The 18,558-nt window shown below is 58.2% G+C and carries 11 protein-coding genes and 1 riboswitch; of the genes, 5 read left to right on the top strand and 6 right to left on the bottom strand.

Annotated features, from left to right (window positions below; all coding sequences use genetic code 11):
- Positions 1-297: 297 nt before the first annotated feature.
- The 4 genes from J4G43_RS43500 to J4G43_RS43485 form a co-directional block, all read right to left on the bottom strand.
- Positions 298-699 carry an acyl-CoA dehydrogenase family protein gene (locus J4G43_RS43500; RefSeq protein ID WP_249814705.1) on the bottom strand — a complete coding sequence of 134 codons (402 nt, stop codon included), beginning with the start codon at positions 697-699 and terminating at the stop codon, positions 298-300.
- A complete protein-coding gene (locus tag J4G43_RS43495) occupies positions 632-1,465 on the bottom strand; it encodes an acyl-CoA dehydrogenase family protein (protein ID WP_228411362.1) in 834 nt (277 codons plus the stop codon). The genes J4G43_RS43500 and J4G43_RS43495 overlap by 68 nt, the downstream gene beginning before the upstream one ends.
- Positions 1,466-3,409: 1,944 nt before the next feature.
- Positions 3,410-4,153: a carbonic anhydrase gene (locus tag J4G43_RS43490; RefSeq protein WP_028144320.1), complete on the bottom strand. Its 744-nt coding sequence runs from the start codon at positions 4,151-4,153 to the stop codon at positions 3,410-3,412.
- An 8-nt stretch (positions 4,154-4,161) separates the two neighbouring features.
- Positions 4,162-4,878 carry a thermonuclease family protein gene (locus J4G43_RS43485; protein ID WP_028182266.1) on the bottom strand — a complete coding sequence of 239 codons (717 nt, stop codon included), beginning with the start codon at positions 4,876-4,878 and terminating at the stop codon, positions 4,162-4,164.
- 339 nt (positions 4,879-5,217) lie between these two features.
- Here J4G43_RS43485 and J4G43_RS55495 point away from each other — a divergent pair, with 339 nt between their 5' ends.
- Positions 5,218-5,349: a hypothetical protein gene (locus J4G43_RS55495; RefSeq protein WP_256461374.1), complete on the top strand. Its 132-nt coding sequence runs from the start codon at positions 5,218-5,220 to the stop codon at positions 5,347-5,349.
- A gap of 652 nt (positions 5,350-6,001) precedes the next feature.
- On the opposite strand, the gene J4G43_RS43480 is transcribed toward J4G43_RS55495, so the two are convergent.
- Positions 6,002-6,727: a nodulate formation efficiency C protein gene (locus tag J4G43_RS43480; protein WP_224516888.1), complete on the bottom strand. Its 726-nt coding sequence runs from the start codon at positions 6,725-6,727 to the stop codon at positions 6,002-6,004.
- A 999-nt stretch (positions 6,728-7,726) separates the two neighbouring features.
- Positions 7,727-7,928, top strand: a riboswitch (cobalamin riboswitch).
- A 101-nt stretch (positions 7,929-8,029) separates the two neighbouring features.
- Between J4G43_RS43480 and metE the strand changes: the two genes are divergently transcribed.
- On the top strand, positions 8,030-10,375 hold the full coding sequence (gene metE, locus J4G43_RS43475; protein ID WP_208088596.1) for a 5-methyltetrahydropteroyltriglutamate--homocysteine S-methyltransferase: 2,346 nt from the start codon (positions 8,030-8,032) through the stop codon (positions 10,373-10,375).
- Positions 10,376-12,217: 1,842 nt separating this feature from the next.
- Entirely contained in the window at positions 12,218-13,561 is a 1,344-nt protein-coding gene (locus tag J4G43_RS43470) for an IS1380-like element ISBdi2 family transposase (protein WP_208084705.1), read from the top strand.
- Between the two features lie 677 nt (positions 13,562-14,238).
- Here the strand turns inward: J4G43_RS43470 and J4G43_RS43465 are convergent.
- Entirely contained in the window at positions 14,239-15,582 is a 1,344-nt protein-coding gene (locus J4G43_RS43465; protein ID WP_208084195.1) for an IS1380-like element ISBdi2 family transposase, read from the bottom strand.
- Positions 15,583-16,360: 778 nt separating this feature from the next.
- Here J4G43_RS43465 and J4G43_RS43460 point away from each other — a divergent pair.
- A complete protein-coding gene (locus J4G43_RS43460) occupies positions 16,361-16,567 on the top strand; it encodes a hypothetical protein (RefSeq protein WP_026312600.1) in 207 nt (68 codons plus the stop codon).
- 157 nt (positions 16,568-16,724) lie between these two features.
- Positions 16,725-16,847, top strand: a complete 123-nt coding sequence (locus J4G43_RS55490) for a hypothetical protein (protein WP_256379475.1) — start codon at positions 16,725-16,727, stop codon at positions 16,845-16,847.
- The last annotated feature ends 1,711 nt before the right edge of the window (positions 16,848-18,558 follow it).

Genomic DNA, 18,558 nt, shown 5'->3' with positions numbered 1-18,558 from the left:
CTCGGTGATTTGGAAAGTTCGTCGGTTGAACCGCGAGCCGTTGCGCAGAAATTCAGGTAGATCCCGCTCGGCACGTCAATGATCGGGCAGGGGCGTAGAGGCTCAAAAAACATCGCCGTGTTTGGATGACGAACGAATGGTCCAGGATACGAGGTTTCGTTTTGAAGGAGGGAGAGCCCAGTAGTGTCTTTGTTCACATTGAAACAAGGTCGCCACGTCCTCAGCAGCAGACCACATCATGACGCCGGTCCGGTAATCCATTCGCGTGGCCTGTTGCCCGCGCCTGATCCCTTTACTTCATGGAAAGCCGGGCTGTATTGCAGTTCCGAGCAGGGCGAGGCCAGCACTCTGAAGCGTTCCCTCGTTTAAAGCTGCGTGCTGGGCAACCACGAAGCTGTCGCACATGGCGCGTGCTAGATTGCTGCTGGTATAGAGCGCCTCAGTTCCAGCAAGACCGCTCGAGATCCTGCAGACCTCAGCGCCCTGCCGCGCGGCGTTCGTCGCGGCGAGCCGCACTTGCATCGTGGTGCTCAGATTTACCTCGCCCGTGAGCGCTTGCTTCCACAGCTCTTCCGTGGCCTCGTAAAAGAAGGAACGAGCGGAACGTAGCATGGATTCGGCTTTGGCGATTTCAAGTTGGACATAGCCGCGCTGAGCCATCACGGGCGCTCCAGTGATCGAGGCGCGGCTTCCGGCCATGGCGATCACCTCGTCTATTGCGGCTCGCGCAATCCCGATGCCGACGCATCGCATGCGCTTGCGCAGCGAAAGCGACGGACGGATAACGATAGATCGGCCCATCAAGTGTCACCGGACCGCCGCGGATCAAGGTCCATTGCTCTGGCACAATGACGTCGCTGACGACAACGTCGTGGCTTCCGGTGCCTCGCAGTCCGATGACGTCCCAATTGGGCCGGATTGTAACCTTCTCTGCCGGAATCACCGCTACACGCGGGAGGTCTCCGGCCGGATCGTCTTCCAGTGTTATACCAACTCCTATCAAATCCGCCCCGGGCGAGCCGCTAGCGAATGGCCACACGCCGTTCACGACAAATCCGTCGGCGCATCGCCTGGCGGGCTGGAGCGGGAAGAGCGCACCCGCCAATACGACGTCAGGTCCATTGGCGTACACTTTTCGAAGCGTGTCGTCCGGAAGAGCAGCGAGGTAGCGAGCTCCATCCCCGAAGCTGGCGACCCAACCGGCGGATCCGTCGGCCTCGGAGATGCGCTCGATCTGGCGGCAAAATTCGGCTGGTGTTCGCTCCTCGCCGCCGAATCGCTTCGCGACCATAGCCCGATAGATGCCGATGCGCCTGAAGCCGTCGATGATCTCTTTTGGAATTTCCTGCGCGGGGCCAAACTCGTTGCGACGCGCACGGATCTCGACAAGTAGCGGCGACAGATTATCCCAGGTCGCAGCCGCGGTGTGGGATTCGGGACATTGCTTTTCGGGTGAAGCGTTCATAAATCGTCCTCCGCGTCTTGTGCCGATCATGGTCGCGCGTCATTCATGGACTGCGCACGGGGCGAAACTGGGTGATACCATACCGGCGGGAGGACATTCTCAGAGTTGTCGCAGTTGATATCGCTTGCATGTGATTGCGCACGGTAGCTTCCCAATTTACGGGCCGGGAAGCTAGACTGAGATGGAGCTGTTGCCGTTGCATGGAGGCTGGCCGGCAAAACAGCCGGTAGGCGGCGGCGCGATATCGGCCGTCGTTGCCGGACTGGGTCTCCGGCGGTTGATCGGGGCATGCGATGTCATGTCCTCTCCATGGACGTGTGCTCACACGTCGGACAAGCCGGGTCGAACCAAGTGTGGAGTTCCTGAGTTATGCTCGGGAGAGCGCTCAAGCCTGCGACTTAGTTTTCATCGTTCCAGCAATCGGCGTGCCATTAAGCATGTCTGCCGGCCTTGTCCGAATCTCGCGAGATCATTCCGCCGCGCGGTGCCAGCACATGCTCGTGAATTTCGTGTATACTTTCCGCCAATGTCATTGACTCAACAAACCGCAAGCAAAACGACAGAAGCGGACCTCGTTCGCCGACCGGCCAGATTCAACGTTAATGCCAAAATTAGCACCCGCTCCGATCTCCCGATGCCACCAACAGCCCAATAGCCGTTCGTGCGACTGCGGGTGAGCGCCTGGTTAGAAGCGGACCTCCAGACAGCTGGTGTTCAGCAAACGCACGGAGCTCAAGACGCTGAATTACGCGATCAAATCTGTTCGAGGTGACTGCAAGAGTACCCGGCTCATGCAAGCAAAGACAAGGCGCTTCGAAGAGGCCCCGGGGAGCTTAGGAGGCTCGTTGCAGCACACGAGCTGTCTACCTTCTGTCCTACAGGACGCAAGAAATTCGGGCAGAATTCTGACCTGTCGACCCCTTTTGCAGCCGCCGGCGCCTCCATCTTCGGCGGTTTTCCAATGCTTCCGATTTTGGCCGAGCTTGCCAAATTCGCGCAGCATGCCCGCACTACGAGCGTTGCGACTGATGAGGGATCCACGTTCTGAAGCTAGTCTTCTGTTTCCTACTGAGCGACGCCGTGGTTGAAGAGCTTGCTTGCCAAGTCGATCGGTTGCCAGATGATTTCTGGCTGGCAGACGGTGCGCAACACTTGAATCATTGTTCTGGTATTCGCCTGGGCTGACAAATCTGGCACAATTTACTGTGTCCGCAGCAACTAACAACCTGATGGGCTTCGCGTACACACTATGCAATCTGCAAGCTGCCAGTTTCGTCTCGTATCGACCTCGTTATGGAGGACGGATAGTAAATTGTGCAAGTGGGCGGGTCGTGCGATTGTGCGCAATATCAGGCAGTGCATGCGAGATCGTGGTGAAAACAACCATGCTTTCAACGGCATCATCATTGCGGGCCGGGTCCCTTGGCGGCGAACGAGACTATCTAACGAATGATGGATGCGGCTGGCCTACTGGCGCGGGTGGCATGTTCGTTTACAGACCGGGCGGCCAGTCCTGCTGGTTGTTCTATGTGATCTGCAGCCCTGGCTGAGCTTGGTGATAAAGCAACACCATTCATGGCGTGCTCGATCGGAGCCAGAAGATCTCAGGATCGTCGCCGGCTCTGGAGTTCACAGCCAGGCAATGCGCTTTATCGCGATCTGCTGCCGGAACCACGCTATTGGGTTTGCAACTCAATATGGAGGCATGAACGCTGTCGGACGCGTTAGGTGCGTTTTTTGATGCTCGCCGCGTGTTGCTAGCATGAGTACGTAGAACATGAGCAGAATCAAGACGCCACGCATACCGAAGCACTTCCCGAGTTGATCATTTATTGTGGAGCGGATGGTATCCGGGGCATTTGTCGCAGACGATGGACCAAACAGCGGAGCGGAAGGGCCGTATCGCACGGCAGATGATTTGCCTCGGGTGTGAATGTGCTAGTGTCAGCTGACAATATCGACCTTACCGTTGTCGATCCGATACAGGGCCCCGACGACTTTCAGCCGGTTCTGCTCGACTGCAGCCTTCAGAATAGGGCCCGTCGATCTGAGTTTGTTGACATTGTCGATCACATTGTTTCGGGTTGCGCGGGCGGATGTATCGCCGGCCTGCCCTAGAGATGCGTTCACGGCGGGAGCAAGTGCGGTCACCAGGGCTGAAATGTGCCCTGGCGGCGGCTTATCTTGATGGAGCGACTTGATCGTAGCGTCTATCGCGCCGCAATGATCGTGGCCTAGTACGAGGATTAGCGGCGTGTTCAGTACTGCGACCGCATATTCCATACTGGCGAGTGTATCATCATTAGCGAAGTTGCCGGCGACGCGGCAGACAAACAAATCACCTAGCCCGCTGTCGAACACAAATTCGGGCGCCACGCGAGAGTCGGCGCAGCTCAGAACCGCCGCATATGGATTTTGGCCTTCGACCAAAGCCGAACGCTCGCGCCTAAGATCGTCGGCTCGTGATGCACCCTGGACATAACGTTCGTTTCCCATCAGCAGCCGCTTCAGGGCAGCATCTGGCGACAGCAGGTTATCTGGCTTGGGCGTGCTTTTTGCTTCCTTCGCATCGGCGATCTTATTGCCGAATCGCAGGAAAACTGTCGACGCAGCAAACAACAACAGCGAACGGCGCGAACGCGCGGTCCTGGTTAAATGGTACATATTTGGAGAATTGGCTGCATGCATGTGTCGCCTCAACGCACGGCCTTACGCCACCCGGTGGCTTCGGCTTCCGCTTCGCTACAAAACCAGCGTTCGCTACGCTTCTTCGTCATGTCGATTAGTTCGTAGCTGGCTTGCCCTGGCAGGTGATAGATCCGCTCGCCGCTGCGCTCGACAGTGCCTTTTATCAGGCACTCGGGGGACGGCGGTTCCGACAGCAGGACGGATCCGAGCAGTACTTCCTGCGCGTCGATCGGAACCGACCACGCGCCGACGATAATCGTGCCCTTATTGCGGCGAGGCCAGTCCCAGGGAGCGATGAACGCTCCCGACCACAGTCCCGTATGGGCTGTGCTTGCCGCCAACTCATAGACAGCGTGAGATGGAGCAGCCGATAGTGCCCAGCCCGAGCGTACCATCCAGACGTTCACATTCTCGCCTTCGATGAAGCAGTTACCGAGGGCTCGTCTGTACTCATCGACTCTCTGGGTATGACAATCCCAGGTTCGCCCATTTGAATGCTTGATAAGCTCGTCGCGAGCAGCTACGCCGCAGGCCCATTTCCGGCCCTTGGCGTCGAGACAAATCTGGTCCGTCTCAGGAGCTTCGATGCCTGAGAGCCGAACGTTGGTTTTGTCGATCTCGATCGTATTGCCGTCGAGGATGCGCGGAGCACCGCTGAACGTCGCGGCGCAGACCGGAGATGTGACGAGAGCGAGCAATGCGAACATAATTCCGCGGTTCTTCATCCCGACAACAACCTTTCGCTCCTGATCCACGTTTCACGCACGACACGGTGCCGATACATTCGACTGCTTGACAGCGTTACGTCCGTTATTCCGCCGGCATTTCCGACGCGCTTTATGAGGGCTTCGCCGGAACGCGAACCTACGGCCTGACGCTGCGTAAGGATCAAGTGATTTCTTTGGGGCGTGCGGCGCTATTCTTCGAGCATCAGCGGCTCTCTCACTAGGACCGCGCTTTACTCTCTCCACCTGAGGGGAGATCCTCGCGGGCGGCGCCGAACTGGCGATGCTGAACAAACCCGAACCCCGGAACGTTGTCTTTGCAAAAAAAAGTGGCCGACGATGAAGCGCTGGCTCGCGCTGGAGTCAGGCGTGGAGCATCAACCTTTCTGGTTGGCGACGGTTTCCATCGGCAAAATGGCCGCTGCCAACGGTTCTGCAATGAAATTTCGCACTTCACACGAAAAGATGTGAAAAAGATCGGTCTGGCTTTCTCTGACCGATTTAGAAGAAGACGCAATGGAGTTCAGGGTAGACGCCCGCGCATAACTTAACCTTCTTACGCCCGGCAAGATTGATCGTTGATGTCGACCTGGGCAGGTGGAGCAGAGTTAAACAGGCGTTTTCCATGCTTCGAAATCTGGATCGATGACATGCAGACGAATGGGTGCCAGCTAAGCTAGGGTCGAGCCAGTCTGGTCCTCGACGTTTTCTTGCGTACGGCCCCTGAGCTTCCCGGCCTGCGCGCTCGGAAATGCGCAAGCGCTCAGCGGTATGCCGGGTCGCTACCGGTGAACGTCTCCCGGTAACTTCCTCGCCGGTTTCGTCTCACACCCAGTTCCTGGTGCCTTCGACGTTGCTATACTCACGCACAGTGGTGTCCTCACACCGGCTGGAGTGAAGGCGGGAAAACCACATCTCGCAAGCTCGTGCGCGCCGCTGACACTAGGCGGAACAAACGCAATCGCGCGGCCGACCTTCTTGCGACGGGCCGGACTGCTGCGAGAAAGGCACCCGGACCGTTGCGGAAGCTAAAACAAAGCAAGTGCCGAGCGCGTATGTCTTGCAGTCGGTCCGAGGCACTGGGCCATGGAGGAACTGCGGCGCGATGTTGCTCTGCGGCAGTTTACTCGGGCCTTCGCTCTCCTAAGTCTTCCTCTTCATTTGGCTCGGTGCGTTGGAACCAGGAGCCAGGGGCAAATTTCGCGATGCGCTTGGCAAAGGAGGATTGTGGCTCCCAATCCTGTCCTTCTCTCTTTTCGAAAGTGATGACCCCGTTGTGTGCAAAATAACGTGGTCCTTGGATACTACAATTCACCAAGAGCAGAACGCGCCACACGTCACCCGTCTCGGCCGGTTTGCCATTCCGCTTCGGTAAGTAGTCCACTCCAACTGGTTCAATGATAGTACAGCGGCCCTGCCGCAGAAGATCGCCGAGCCGGCCTTGCGGGGTGGCCACGAAGTTGAAGTTGGCCGGATCATGCAGAAAGCGAAGATTTGCGTCCCTTTCGCCATCTGCGACTTCACTGGCGATCAGGGAGAGCGCCAGGGCGCGCCAGCCCAATTCCATCGGCTTCGCATAAGTCGACGCAAGTTCAAACGTGCCGTCGAGGGCGATCTTCCAGGTGATAACGTACTGTTCGTCCGATTTGTTGTCCCGGTGTCTGGTCCACGAAACGAAAATAAAGTCGTTTTGGCCAAGTTCAATAACGCCCCACATTTGAGGCACGAACTGTGCCACCTTCGAGACATTGGAGATAATTTGTTCTATCGTCTCACCATCTTGCGCTCGCCAAGTTGACTTCAATCGTTCGACAAGGGGGCTGTCGCTGGCCCGAATATTGTTGCTCATGGCAGCCGGCCAGGCGAGGCAGATTAAAAATCCGACCAAGCAAAGCCATAGCGCGGGTCTTCCAGACATTCTCTTCATAACCCTCGGCCTATCGCGTTTCATCCAAACATCTTGTAAAGCAGGCAACCTCGAACCTGCTATGAGCCATCGCAAGAAGTTTACGGGGATGCGACGTGGCACCCGCTGGCTGTCCCGCGCGATCAGGCGCTCCCTGTATGTCATGCGCAGCTAACTTCCCCGACAGCGACTGCGTCAATTGGCTGAGCTGGACCTGCCCAGCAGGAGGAGACTGGGCATGCCGAGGGTCTGCATTCTTCGTGCCAGGCAATAGGCGGAAATTTTCACAGAGTTTGTGTCGCTCTTGTCGACTTTCTGACCTTTGCACGTTTTCGGTGTTCCTATTCAGTGTATCCGCCGCAGCTTGTGCATCCTTGTCCCGCACCGGATATTTAGCAGAAGAGTTGAACGCCTCGATGCCGGATGCCTGATGGACGGAAGTGCGTTTGCCGCTATTGAGCTGTGTGGTTCGCTATCGTGCCGCCGGCGTTCGAGCTGCATGATTGCCAGCGGCACCAAGCCGGCTTGATCCCGGCTTTGAAGTCTGGGTGGCACGCAAATCAACCCCTCGCCTCGTATGTTGCTAAATTCCGCCACGTGCCTTGGCCTATTCGCTGCAGATCCTTTAGTTGAGAGAATAGCTGGCTAGCCGAGGTGCTGGGCGAAACTCTGGAAATCGCAAGGCCGCATCGAAAGCATTCTGATAGAAACGTCGGTACTCCCGCCGGAAGGCTGCTTCTGTCCCTTTCATCGATCTAGCGTGCGGCTCCAGCTCCGGATGCTATTCCGGTATCTGAGAAGGATATGTCTGATTATGACATCTCTGATTAGAGAATGTTTCTGGATGGTGGTAAGTCACAGAGATGCACGGTCATTCGGCTAGCAGATGTCGCAGATTAGCTTGCACATAATCTGAGAGGTTGACGGAAGAGTTCTCGTGCCGATAATCCAAGTCGTCGAGGTTCTCCGGTTCCCATTGATCCGGAGCTAAGAGGGAAGCCGGTGCAAATGCCGGCGCTGCCCCCGCAACTGTAAGTGGCGAGCCGCTGTCCAACGATGTCACTGAAGCCTGCACGGCTTCGGGAAGGCCGGACAGCAGCGATGACCAGCAAGCCAGGAGACCGGCCCCGACAATATATTGGTCCACGGGCGGGGTGTCTCGGTGGTACGCCAAGCAGCCGTCGCACGCGCGACTTCTCCTGCCTGCGTCCGCCATGGCCTTTGTCCCCAACAGGGGTTAACGCGATGTCTCCTCTCTCTCTTCCAGTTGCTACGCTCGGAACGCCACGCATCGGCCCAAGGCGTGAGCTCAAGCTCGCTCTAGAAAGCTACTGGTCTGGAAAGATTAGTGAACAGCAGTTGTACGAAGACGCATCCGGCCTACGCGCAGCGAACTGGGCTCGTCAAAAATCGCTCGGCGTCACGATCATTCCGTCAAACGACTTCTCGCTGTATGATCAGGTGCTTGATACAAGTGTCATGGTTGGCGCCATCCCGGAGATCTACGCCTCGAGCGGAGAATCCGTTTCGCTCCAGACGTACTTCGCCATGGCCCGCGGATCGCAATGCGGCGATCAGGATGCGAGTTGCGACCAGAGTACGCGGGGATCTGGCGTGCCCGCGCAGGAAATGACCAAGTGGTTCGATACCAACTACCACTACATGGTTCCCGAGTTTTACCGGGGACAGGCGTTCAGACTGTGCTCTCGCAAACCCGTCGAAGAGTATGAGGAAGCCAGGGCTCTTGGCTTTCAGACCCGCCCTGTCCTGATCGGGCCGGTCACATTTTTAAAGCTCGGCAAGAGTACCGATAGCGCGTTCCAGCCCCTCTCTCTCCTCGATGATCTGATACCTGTCTATATCGACCTTCTGCATGAATTAGCCAAACGAGGGGCAAGTTGGGTTCAGTTTGATGAGCCCTGCCTGGTCCTTGATCTGGATGAGGCGGCGCGACAATCGTTGCTGCACGCCTATAACCGGTTCGCAAAGGAGGGACCCGCTATCAAGATCATGCTTGCGAGCTATTTCGGCGCCCTAGGCGACAATCTGGATACTGCCTTGAGCCTGCCAATTTCCGGTCTGCACGTCGATTTGGTTCGAGCGCCAGAACTATTGGATCAGATCATTGCTGACGGCCGAAGTGATCTCGTCATGTCGCTCGGTGTCATCGACGGCCGCAATGTGTGGCGGTCGAACTTGCCGTCGCTCCGTCAGCGGCTGAAGCCCTCGATTGCGAAGCTTGGCAGGCACCGTGTACAGCTCGCTCCGTCCTGCTCGCTGCTTCACGTGCCGGTCGATGTTGAACTCGAGACCGGGCTCGCGTCCGACGTCAAGAGCTGGCTTGCTTTCTCGGTTCAGAAGATGCGTGAGCTTGCGATCCTGGCGCGGGTACTCGCAGGCGACCAGAATGTTGGGCTAGCTCTTGCCGAGTCGGAATGCGCCGCGACTGCCCGCCGGACCTCGCCGAAGATCCATAATGCCAACGTCGCTGTCCGAATGAGGGCGATCGATCAGACGATGCGCCAGCGCGCCACCCCGTTTGCCCGTCGTTCCGAGATCCAAAGGGAACGCTTTGGACTGCCGGCTTTTCCTACCACGACGATAGGATCGTTTCCGCAGACCGCAGCGGTGCGAAATGCTCGCGCGGCGCATGCGCGAGGTGCGATGAGCGAGGAGCAATACGACAGGTTCCTCAAAGAGGAGATAGCCCGCGCCGTACGTTGGCAGGAGGACATCGGTCTTGACGTCCTCGTGCATGGCGAATTCGAGCGTAATGACATGGTGCAGTACTTCAGCGAGCAACTCGCCGGCTTCGCATTTACAAGGAACGGATGGGTTCAGTCCTATGGTTCGCGCTGCGTTAGGCCCCCGATCCTGTTTGGCGATGTAGTGCGGCCGAAGCCGATCACCGTGGAATGGTGGCGCTACGCGCAATCACTAACTGGTAAGCCGATGAAGGCGATGTTGACCGGACCGGTGACGATCCTGAACTGGTCGTTTGTTCGCGATGATATTCCTAGAAGCGAGGTCTGCCGTCAGCTTGCGCTCGCGATGCGCGATGAAGTCCGCGATCTCGAGAATGCCGGTGCAGCCATAATACAGATCGACGAAGCTGCACTCCGCGAAGGATTGCCATTGTGCCGGTCGGACTGGAAGGCATATCTCGATTGGGCCGGAGATTGCTTCCGCCTCTGCTCATCGGGCGTTACCGATCAAACGCAAATCCATACACATATGTGCTACTCAGAGTTTAACGACATCATCGGTGCGATCGCTGCAATGGATGCGGATGTCATTTCAATCGAGACGTCGCGATCGAAAATGGAGCTACTGGATGCGTTCAGGAAGTACGAATATCCAAATCAAATCGGACCGGGCGTGTACGACATTCACTCTCCACGCGTCCCCGAGACGGGCGAAATGAAGGAGCTGATGGTGCTAGCTCGGACGCGTTTGCAGGATTCGCAGCTTTGGGTCAATCCGGACTGCGGCCTAAAAACGCGCAAATGGGAGGAGGTTCGGCCGGCGCTCACCAACATGGTCGCTGCCGCGCGCGAACTGCGCGCTGCATCCGATCCGCAAATCGGTTGATCCCGAGCTCCGGTCTGTTCTCAACAAAGCTAATTCGGTTGTGGTGATTTGCGCTTTCCACAATATCGAGGCTACCATTGCCGCCGACATGATGCCCGGTCCACTTCGTGGACCGGGGAAGGTACGGTCTCGGAGAAAAGACGGTGACGCGTTGCGCTAGTTTCGTTGGCCGGGGTAGAATTGCCGGCTGCTCGATCACGGCGACAACATTCGCCGAAAATCTGCAACCCATATAAGCAGAAGTGTATTGCAGCTAATCATGCCGTGGTACGCGGCCGTATAGGTTGAGATTTGGAAATTTACGCCGAGATTTGTCGCTCATGGGCACGTTGGCAACGGCCGCGACAGCAATGAGAAAACTAATGCTTGACGGACACCGCAAGGCACTCGGCGCGGATTCGGTCCGCTCGGAGATGCCGTCAGGCTCCCTCATTCGATCCACGAGATAGTTTCAGAAGAGAGGACGGCGAAGGCAGTCCGTACCCCAACTCACACCAATCCATTTGGGATAACGGCGCTATCCGGGCCACATACGCCAATGCGTCGGCCGCACCGCGATTTGCTCTCCGGTATTCGCGTTGATCCATCCGCCGAAGATCCGGCGGCAAGGAAAGACCACCCGGTGAATTGAATTACCCTCGATCACGGCAATCTCCAGATCCTGATCGAAGGGCGGCGCCTTTCCAAGCTGCTCCCATGTCAGATCATTAGATCCTGGCCGGTGTTCATAGCTGCGGGGTGACAAATTCAGATACCTTGTTAACACTGCGCACATCGCTTGGGTTCTGCGCGGACAGGCCGACGCCGATATCGTTCGGACGACCCGCGTCTCGATCGCGTCAGCCGCGGCGGAGGGATATCGGCTTTGCGCTGTTGTGACGGAACATGATCCGCTCGCGAACTGAAATATTTGGATCTGCGCCAGGAAACGACATCTGAGCTTTTGTCGAATTGATTTGGATCAGCTCAAGGCCTCGGCCATTGATATTTGTAGATGTGCTGCACCAGTTTTACTGGACTGCAGCTCCAGTAATCCGGCCCGGGCAGGGTAAATGGTCCGGCCGTCTGTCATGTCACGTCCTTTGTTGGTGAGACACATCTCCTTGTCCTCCGGCGTCATCGTGTTGGTTGTGTGTGGGTGGCCTTCCTCACGCGCGCATTTAGATGGGCGTAGCTTCGCTCTGAGCGCATAGCAGGGCCGTCCCGCAGGCCGATAAAGTAGATGCCATCGCAAGTCGGCGCAATTTATCATGTGGCCGGTCATTGGCTCGCCGCGCGGCTGCGGCTGCGTCTGGCAGCAGTCCTAGGAACGGCCGCGGGTACCCGGGCATGAAAGCATCATGGGCGTCAAGCATTTCTGTCTGCCGTGCGTCTGACCTTACTAGCCCGTCTTATTCGCGAGAGGGCGCCTGAGAGGCTGGCGAGCGTGGTGTAAAGCGCTGATGCGGCGTAGGATTCGGTTGCGAAGCCACCCCATCACCTTCAACCGCGAACGCCACGCCCGCCATGACCGATGATACGATTTCAGACCACTATCGAGAAGCAAGAATTCAACACAAATAAAACCTCTGCCTCGCGCTCGATCTCTTCATGCTTGATAGTCTCGTTTCGGAGGCTGATCACCCTACCGCGTCTAATAGGCCGCTCGCGCCGGTTTCTTTGGACGCGGCACGACCGCGACTCCACGTTTCGGCACAGAAATGATCGGGAGTCACTCAATCTTTCTTCAACTTAACCCGTCTTATTCGTAAGAGTGCGCCTGAGGGGTAAAGCGCTGATGCGGCGTAGGATTCGGTTGCGAAGCCAACCCCATCACCTCCAACCGCGAACGCCACGCCCGCCATGACCGACGATACGATTCCGCCCTTCTCGTTTCCAGCCGTTCACGCCAAGAAAGTCACAGCTGCCTTCGATGGTGGGCGCCTAACCTCGAACGGGGGCGTGATGCTTCTGGCGATGGCCGAGCGGCGTCTCGGTTTGGCCAACAATCTGGCCCGGGTGTTCCCGGATCGGCGCGATCCGACGCGGGTCGTGCACAGCCTGGTCGATATGCTCCGCGCTCGCATGTTCGCGATCTGCTGCGGCTACGAGGACGCCGACGACCTCGATCATCTGAGGTCCGATCCGGCATTCAAACTGGCCTGCGGACGGCTGCCGGACACGGGCCGGGATTTGTGTTCCCAGCCGACGCTGTCGCGGCTGGAGAATGCTCCGCGCCTGCGCGACGTGATCCGGCTGACCTACATTTTGGTCGACGCATGGATGGATAGCTACCCGCGCGAGCCGGCATCCGTCACGCTCGACATCGATGATACCTGCGACGTCGTCCACGGCCATCAGCAGCTCTCGCTGTTCAACGCTCATTATGACGAACGCTGCTTCCTGCCGATCCACGTCTACGACACGGAGAAGAGCCGGCCCGTGGCCGTCGTGCTGCGGCCCGGCAAGACGCCGGGCGGCGTCGAGGTGCGTGCCCATCTGCGCCGCCTGGTACGGCATATCCGGACGCGATGGCACAACACGCAAATTACGTTCCGTGGCGACGGGCACTATGCCCGGCCGGAGGCCATGGCGTGGTGCGAGACCAACGGCATCGACTACATCTTCGGTCTGTCCGGCACCAAGCCTCTCGCCAGAAAAGTCGACGAGGTCGCCGACGACATCCGCACGCGACGCGCCATCGAGAACCTGCCGGTTCTGCGTGGCTATACCGAGACGCGCCACAAGGCAAAGTCCTGGGATCGCGAACGGCGCACTGTCGCCCGTATTGAGGCGACGATGCTCGGCCTCGACATCCGCTTCGTCGTCACCAGCCTCGATGTCGGCTCGGCCGAGTGGATCTACGACAGCCTGTATTGCGCGCGCGGCCAAGCAGAGAATCTGATCAAGCTGCATAAGACACAGCTCGCCTCCGACCGCACCAGCTGCCGTTCGGCGCTCGCCAACCAGGTCCGTCTCGTGCTCCATACGGCCGCTTATTGGCTGATGCTGACCGTGCGCGACGCCATTCCCAAAGCCCGGGAATTGGCCGCTGCCGAGTTCGCGACGCTGCGTCTTCGTCTCTTGAAAATCGCTGCCCGTGTGGTCGAGACCACGAGCCGCATTCGCCTTGCGTTTGCCGCGGCATGTCCCGAAGCCGACCTGATCCGCGGCTTGCCAGGCGCGTTGCTGCCGCTCGGTCCTTGACCGGCGGGGCGTCCGCCCCCCGTTCGCCCAACCTATACCTCAAGCGCGTTGCAAAGTACGGGTCGTCAGGCGGTGAAAAGCCGAAGGCAATCCTGTGCGCCTCGTCAGACAAGATGTGCGGCCGCATCAATCGGGCCAAAAAGCCGCACTCTCACGAATAGGACGGGCTAGAAGACCACTTCTATCAGAGGCAGCCGCTGCAGCATTGATGCTTGTCAAAAAGTTGTGCGCGTCCGGGATCGGTGGCTCGTGACCGCTACCAGCCGCAGACGCCTGTCGACATGCTCCGAACTCGCGCTTCAGCGAGCGCCTCGCGTTCTCTGCAACAGACCAGCGCCTTGATTTGAGGCGCAACTCACGCCCATGGCTAAGACAACATTTTCGCCATTGCTCCGTGCACGCCGATGGTCATTGATGCTTCGCCTTTCATTCGGTAGCCTTGCCGGCGCTGATCCTGACCTTAAGCTCTGGCGCTGAAGTCCTGGACCGGGCTTATCGAAACGTGGGCTAGCCCGTCCTATTCGTGAGAGTGCGGCTTTTGGGCCCGATTGATGCGGCCGCACATCTTGTCTGACGAGGCGCACAGGATTGCCTTCGGCTTTTCGCCGCCTGACGACCGGTACTTTGCAACGCGCTTGAGGGATGGGTTGGGCGAACGGGGGCGGACGCCCCGCCGGTCAAGGACCGAGCGGCAGCAGCGCGCCGGGCAAGCCGCAGATCAGGTCGGCTTCGGGACATGCCGCGGCAAACGCAAGGCGAATGCGGCTCGTGGTCTCGACGACACGGGCGGCGATTTTCAAGAGCCGAAGACGCAGCGTCGCGAACTCGGCAGCGGCCAATTCCCGGGCTTTGGGAATGGCGTCGCGCACGGTCAGCATCAGCCAATAAGCGGCCGTATGGAGCACGAGACGGACCTGGTTGGCGAGCGCCGAACGGCAGCTGGTGCGATCGGAGGCGAGCTGCGTCTTATGCAGCTTGATCAGATTCTCGGCTTGGCCGCGCGCGCAATACAGGCTGTCGTAGATCCACTCGGCCGAGCCGACATCGAGGCTGGTGACGACGAAGCGGATGTCGAGGCCGAGCATCGTCGCCTCAATACGGGCGACAGTGCGCCGTTCGCGATCCCAGGACTTTGCCTTGTGGCGCGTCTCGGTATAGCCACGCAGAACCGGCAGGTTCTCGATGGCGCGTCGCGTGCGGATGTCGTCGGCGACCTCGTCGACTTTTCTGGCGAGAGGCTTGGTGCCGGACAGACCGAAGATGTAGTCGATGCCGTTGGTCTCGCACCACGCCATGGCCTCCGGCCGGGCATAGTGCCCGTCGCCACGGAACGTAATTTGCGTGTTGTGCCATCGCGTCCGGATATGCCGTACCAGGCGGCGCAGATGGGCACGCACCTCGACGCCGCCCGGCGTCTTGCCGGGCCGCAGCACGACGGCCACGGGCCGGCTCTTCTCCGTGTCGTAGACGTGGATCGGCAGGAAGCAGCGTTCGTCATAATGAGCGTTGAACAGCGAGAGCTGCTGATGGCCGTGGACGACGTCGCAGGTATCATCGATGTCGAGCGTGACGGATGCCGGCTCGTGGGGGTAGCTATCCATCCATGCGTCGACCAAAATGTAGGTCAGCCGGATCACGTCGCGCAGGCGCGGAGCATTCTCCAGCCGCGACAGCGTCGGCTGGGAACACAAATCCCGGCCCGTGTCCGGCAGCCGTCCGCAGGCCAGTTTGAATGCCGGATCGGACCTCAGATGATCGAGGTCGTCGGCGTCCTCGTAGCCGCAGCAGATCGCGAACATGCGAGCGCGGAGCATATCGACCAGGCTGTGCACGACCCGCGTCGGATCGCGCCGATCCGGGAACACCCGGGCCAGATTGTTGGCCAAACCGAGACGCCGCTCGGCCATCGCCAGAAGCATCACGCCCCCGTTCGAGGTTAGGCGCCCACCATCGAAGGCAGCTGTGACTTTCTTGGCGTGAACGGCTGGAAACGAGAAGGGCGGAATCGTATCGTCGGTCATGGCGGGCGTGGCGTTCGCGGTTGGAGGTGATGGGGTTGGCTTCGCAACCGAATCCTACGCCGCATCAGCGCTTTACCCCTCAGGCGCACTCTTACGAATAAGACGGGTTAAGTTGAAGAAAGATTGAGTGACTCCCGATCATTTCTGTGCCGAAACGTGGAGTCGCGGTCGTGCCGCGTCCAAAGAAACCGGCGCGAGCGGCCTATTAGACGCGGTAGGTGATCAGCCTCCGAAACGAGACTATCAAGCATGAAGAGATCGAGCGCGAGGCAGAGGTTTTATTTGTGTTGAATTCTTGCTTCTCGATAGTGGTCTGAAATCGTATCATCGGTCATGGCGGGCGTGGCGTTCGCGGTTGAAGGTGATGGGGTGGCTTCGCAACCGAATCCTACGCCGCATCAGCGCTTTACACCGCGCTCGCCAGCCTCTCAGGCGCCCTCTCGCGAATAAGACGGGCTAGGACAAGTGTAATGATCGGCTTCTGCAATCGCGTCTTCAGGTGGACCGCCGATGCAAGTTCGGGGTTCTCGGCGTCATTGCCCAGCGATCGCTTGCGCGCGTAGCCCGCCGGCGCATGGCAGAAATCAGCCCGCGATAAGCCTGCACTTGCGGCAGTCGTTCACAAGACTATCGCGGACAGCTCGTAAAGTTCACGGCGGACTTTCGGCCTATCTTCGGAGGATCGGACAGACCTCTTGGGATGCTCCTTGAGGCAAATCAAATACTCCCCGCGCGAATGGCAGAATAGTGGATAAGCAAACCACACGAAGAGAGGGGCATGCCTTCATTTAGCGTCCGGTTTATGAAGATCGTTTGCGACGATGCCGGCGGCGAGCATCGTGCGTGCCAGGCAGCATTTAAGGTCGATGCCGCCTCGCTGAGTGCTGCAGCTCAGCAGGCGGAGACCGATTTCTGCCGGCAAAGGCGAGTCCGCGATTGGACAATCTTCGCCGATGTTTTGGAGCTTCGAACACCGCCTGCATGAGCCAATCCGTCCACATCGCCTTTCGAGCATTCCGTGAGGACGAGCTCTCCTGAGTTAGCAAGGGCGTCGCACTTTCCCCCACGGAAGTTTAAGGTCTTCAACACCGGCCAATGCTCTCAGTTCACGCCCGTGACATTCACCGGCGTCCTCGCCAGTCATGGCATTCATCTGCATGGGCGGCTATGGCGTCGGGCGCGACGACGTGTTCGTCGAGCATGCCTACGACATTGTGTCCGGCGTCCGCGTTTCGATCGGACGAGACTTTGCCCTTTTACAGTGACCGGCGTCCACTTCGAACCTTGGCAGCGGTGCTCCGGATCAGCCTTACTTCCGCCCGCTGCCACTCCGTGCGGTAGCCTTACTGTGGCAAACGTTCCAATTGTACAATTTGCGCTACGCCGCCGGCAGCCGTATATGGAATCCCGAAGGGACGGCAAATACGTTATCCGCCGTGGCGAACCTCAGGGCAGATAGGTTGAATTCGTGGTGTAGAGCACCTATCCGGCAATGGTGTAGAGCGCATCTGACCAGCCGGCCAAAGCGGGATCATCCCAGTGGGTAGAGAACAGACGATCTCGCTGCTAGGAGGTAAGCGTGACCTTGAATTCGTACGATGAGTGGTCGAAATTGAAGGAAGTCGTAGCGGGTACGGCCACCAATTATGCGGCTCACGATCGCGAACTCTCTTTCGATCTATTCTTTTATGGCAATCTTAAGATCCGCTCGGAGTGGCCACCTAGATAGACTCTCCGCCTCGTTTGAAGTGGACATTGTCGGGTGCCCTCTCCGTGCGCCGTAAGTCGGGACGTGCACACGCTCACATCTGGCGGCACCATTGTGCACGTGACCGTCTTCCCGTATCAGGACGGGAGCTTTTGAATGTCATTTGATCGTCCAGTGACTTAAAGGCAACTGTTGCTTCGATGACAGCCGATCTACGCTTGTGCAAAAAAGAGCCACCACATGTTCGATATCTATTTGAACCAAAGAAACGATCTTTTGGTCGTGCCGAGAGGCTTTGCGATCCCCGCGGAATTGGGCGGGAATTGGAAACGAAAGAAGCGGGCGGTTCGTTCGGTGAGCGATGTCATTCATCAGGATGTACAACGGCGTGGCTACTACCGACGTCGTTTGATCTCAAGTCGGTCGAAGTCGGCAGTCAAGACCACCTCACGCTCCTAGTCAACGCAGCTATCTAATGCTGAACCGTTCTTCGGAAGATTCTTGGCGGGATGCAGTCGAAAGCGTTGCTTACCGCGGCGACGGCAGGCGGGTGTCGTGCAATCGGATTTAGGAGGAAGCTCTCTTTTGAAAAGCGGCTCGCAGCTCTGGAGCTTACCTCAAAATATGTAATATGGGCTTCCTTAAGTCGATGGCGTGCGCGAGTTTTCAGTTGTCGATACTGAAGAGACTTGCCGGCCAGCCGCACGGTCTGGCGAGTATCGAAGTCGTTAAGCAGCATTTGGCTATCTATTGTAGCAGCGGCCCGGAGTGGACGGGTCGTATGAAGCGGACTGCGAGCCGCGCGCCCCAACTCGATGTTTTCGGCCAAAAGCTGATCGAGCGGAAGGCCGGGTGCTGGATTATCACCGAGGAGGGAAGAGAATAGCTTGAGGCGCTCGAAAACTTAGATCGGGGTACTATGCAGGCGCAGGTTGAGCGAGAGTTCGCGCAAGAGCCGAAAGCTGAGGTGCCGCTCCCTTTGTTTTCTCGGCTGGAAGCGAACGCGGGCAGAAAGCGTCCCACGGCATGCGGTTGAGCCCACGTAAACCGATTTCGACGTGGAGGACAGCCGCTTAAACCCTTGCTGGTGGTGATGTAGTTCGACTGGATCGCGAAGTTCAATCTAGAAACAGTGTCGTTGTAATGTTGTAATCAGTGTTGTGGAGTCGTTAAACGCGACCGAAGATATTGACCTGAGGGACAAAGGATTTGGCCTCTTCGTGCACATCAGTGTCGTCGAGACGGTCGGCTAAACTGATTTCCCGGAA

The organism is Bradyrhizobium barranii subsp. barranii (assembly GCF_017565645.3).
Classification (GTDB): domain Bacteria; phylum Pseudomonadota; class Alphaproteobacteria; order Rhizobiales; family Xanthobacteraceae; genus Bradyrhizobium; species Bradyrhizobium barranii.
Note: the sequence above shows the minus strand (reverse complement) of the source record. Positions and strands in the feature narration are given on the sequence as shown.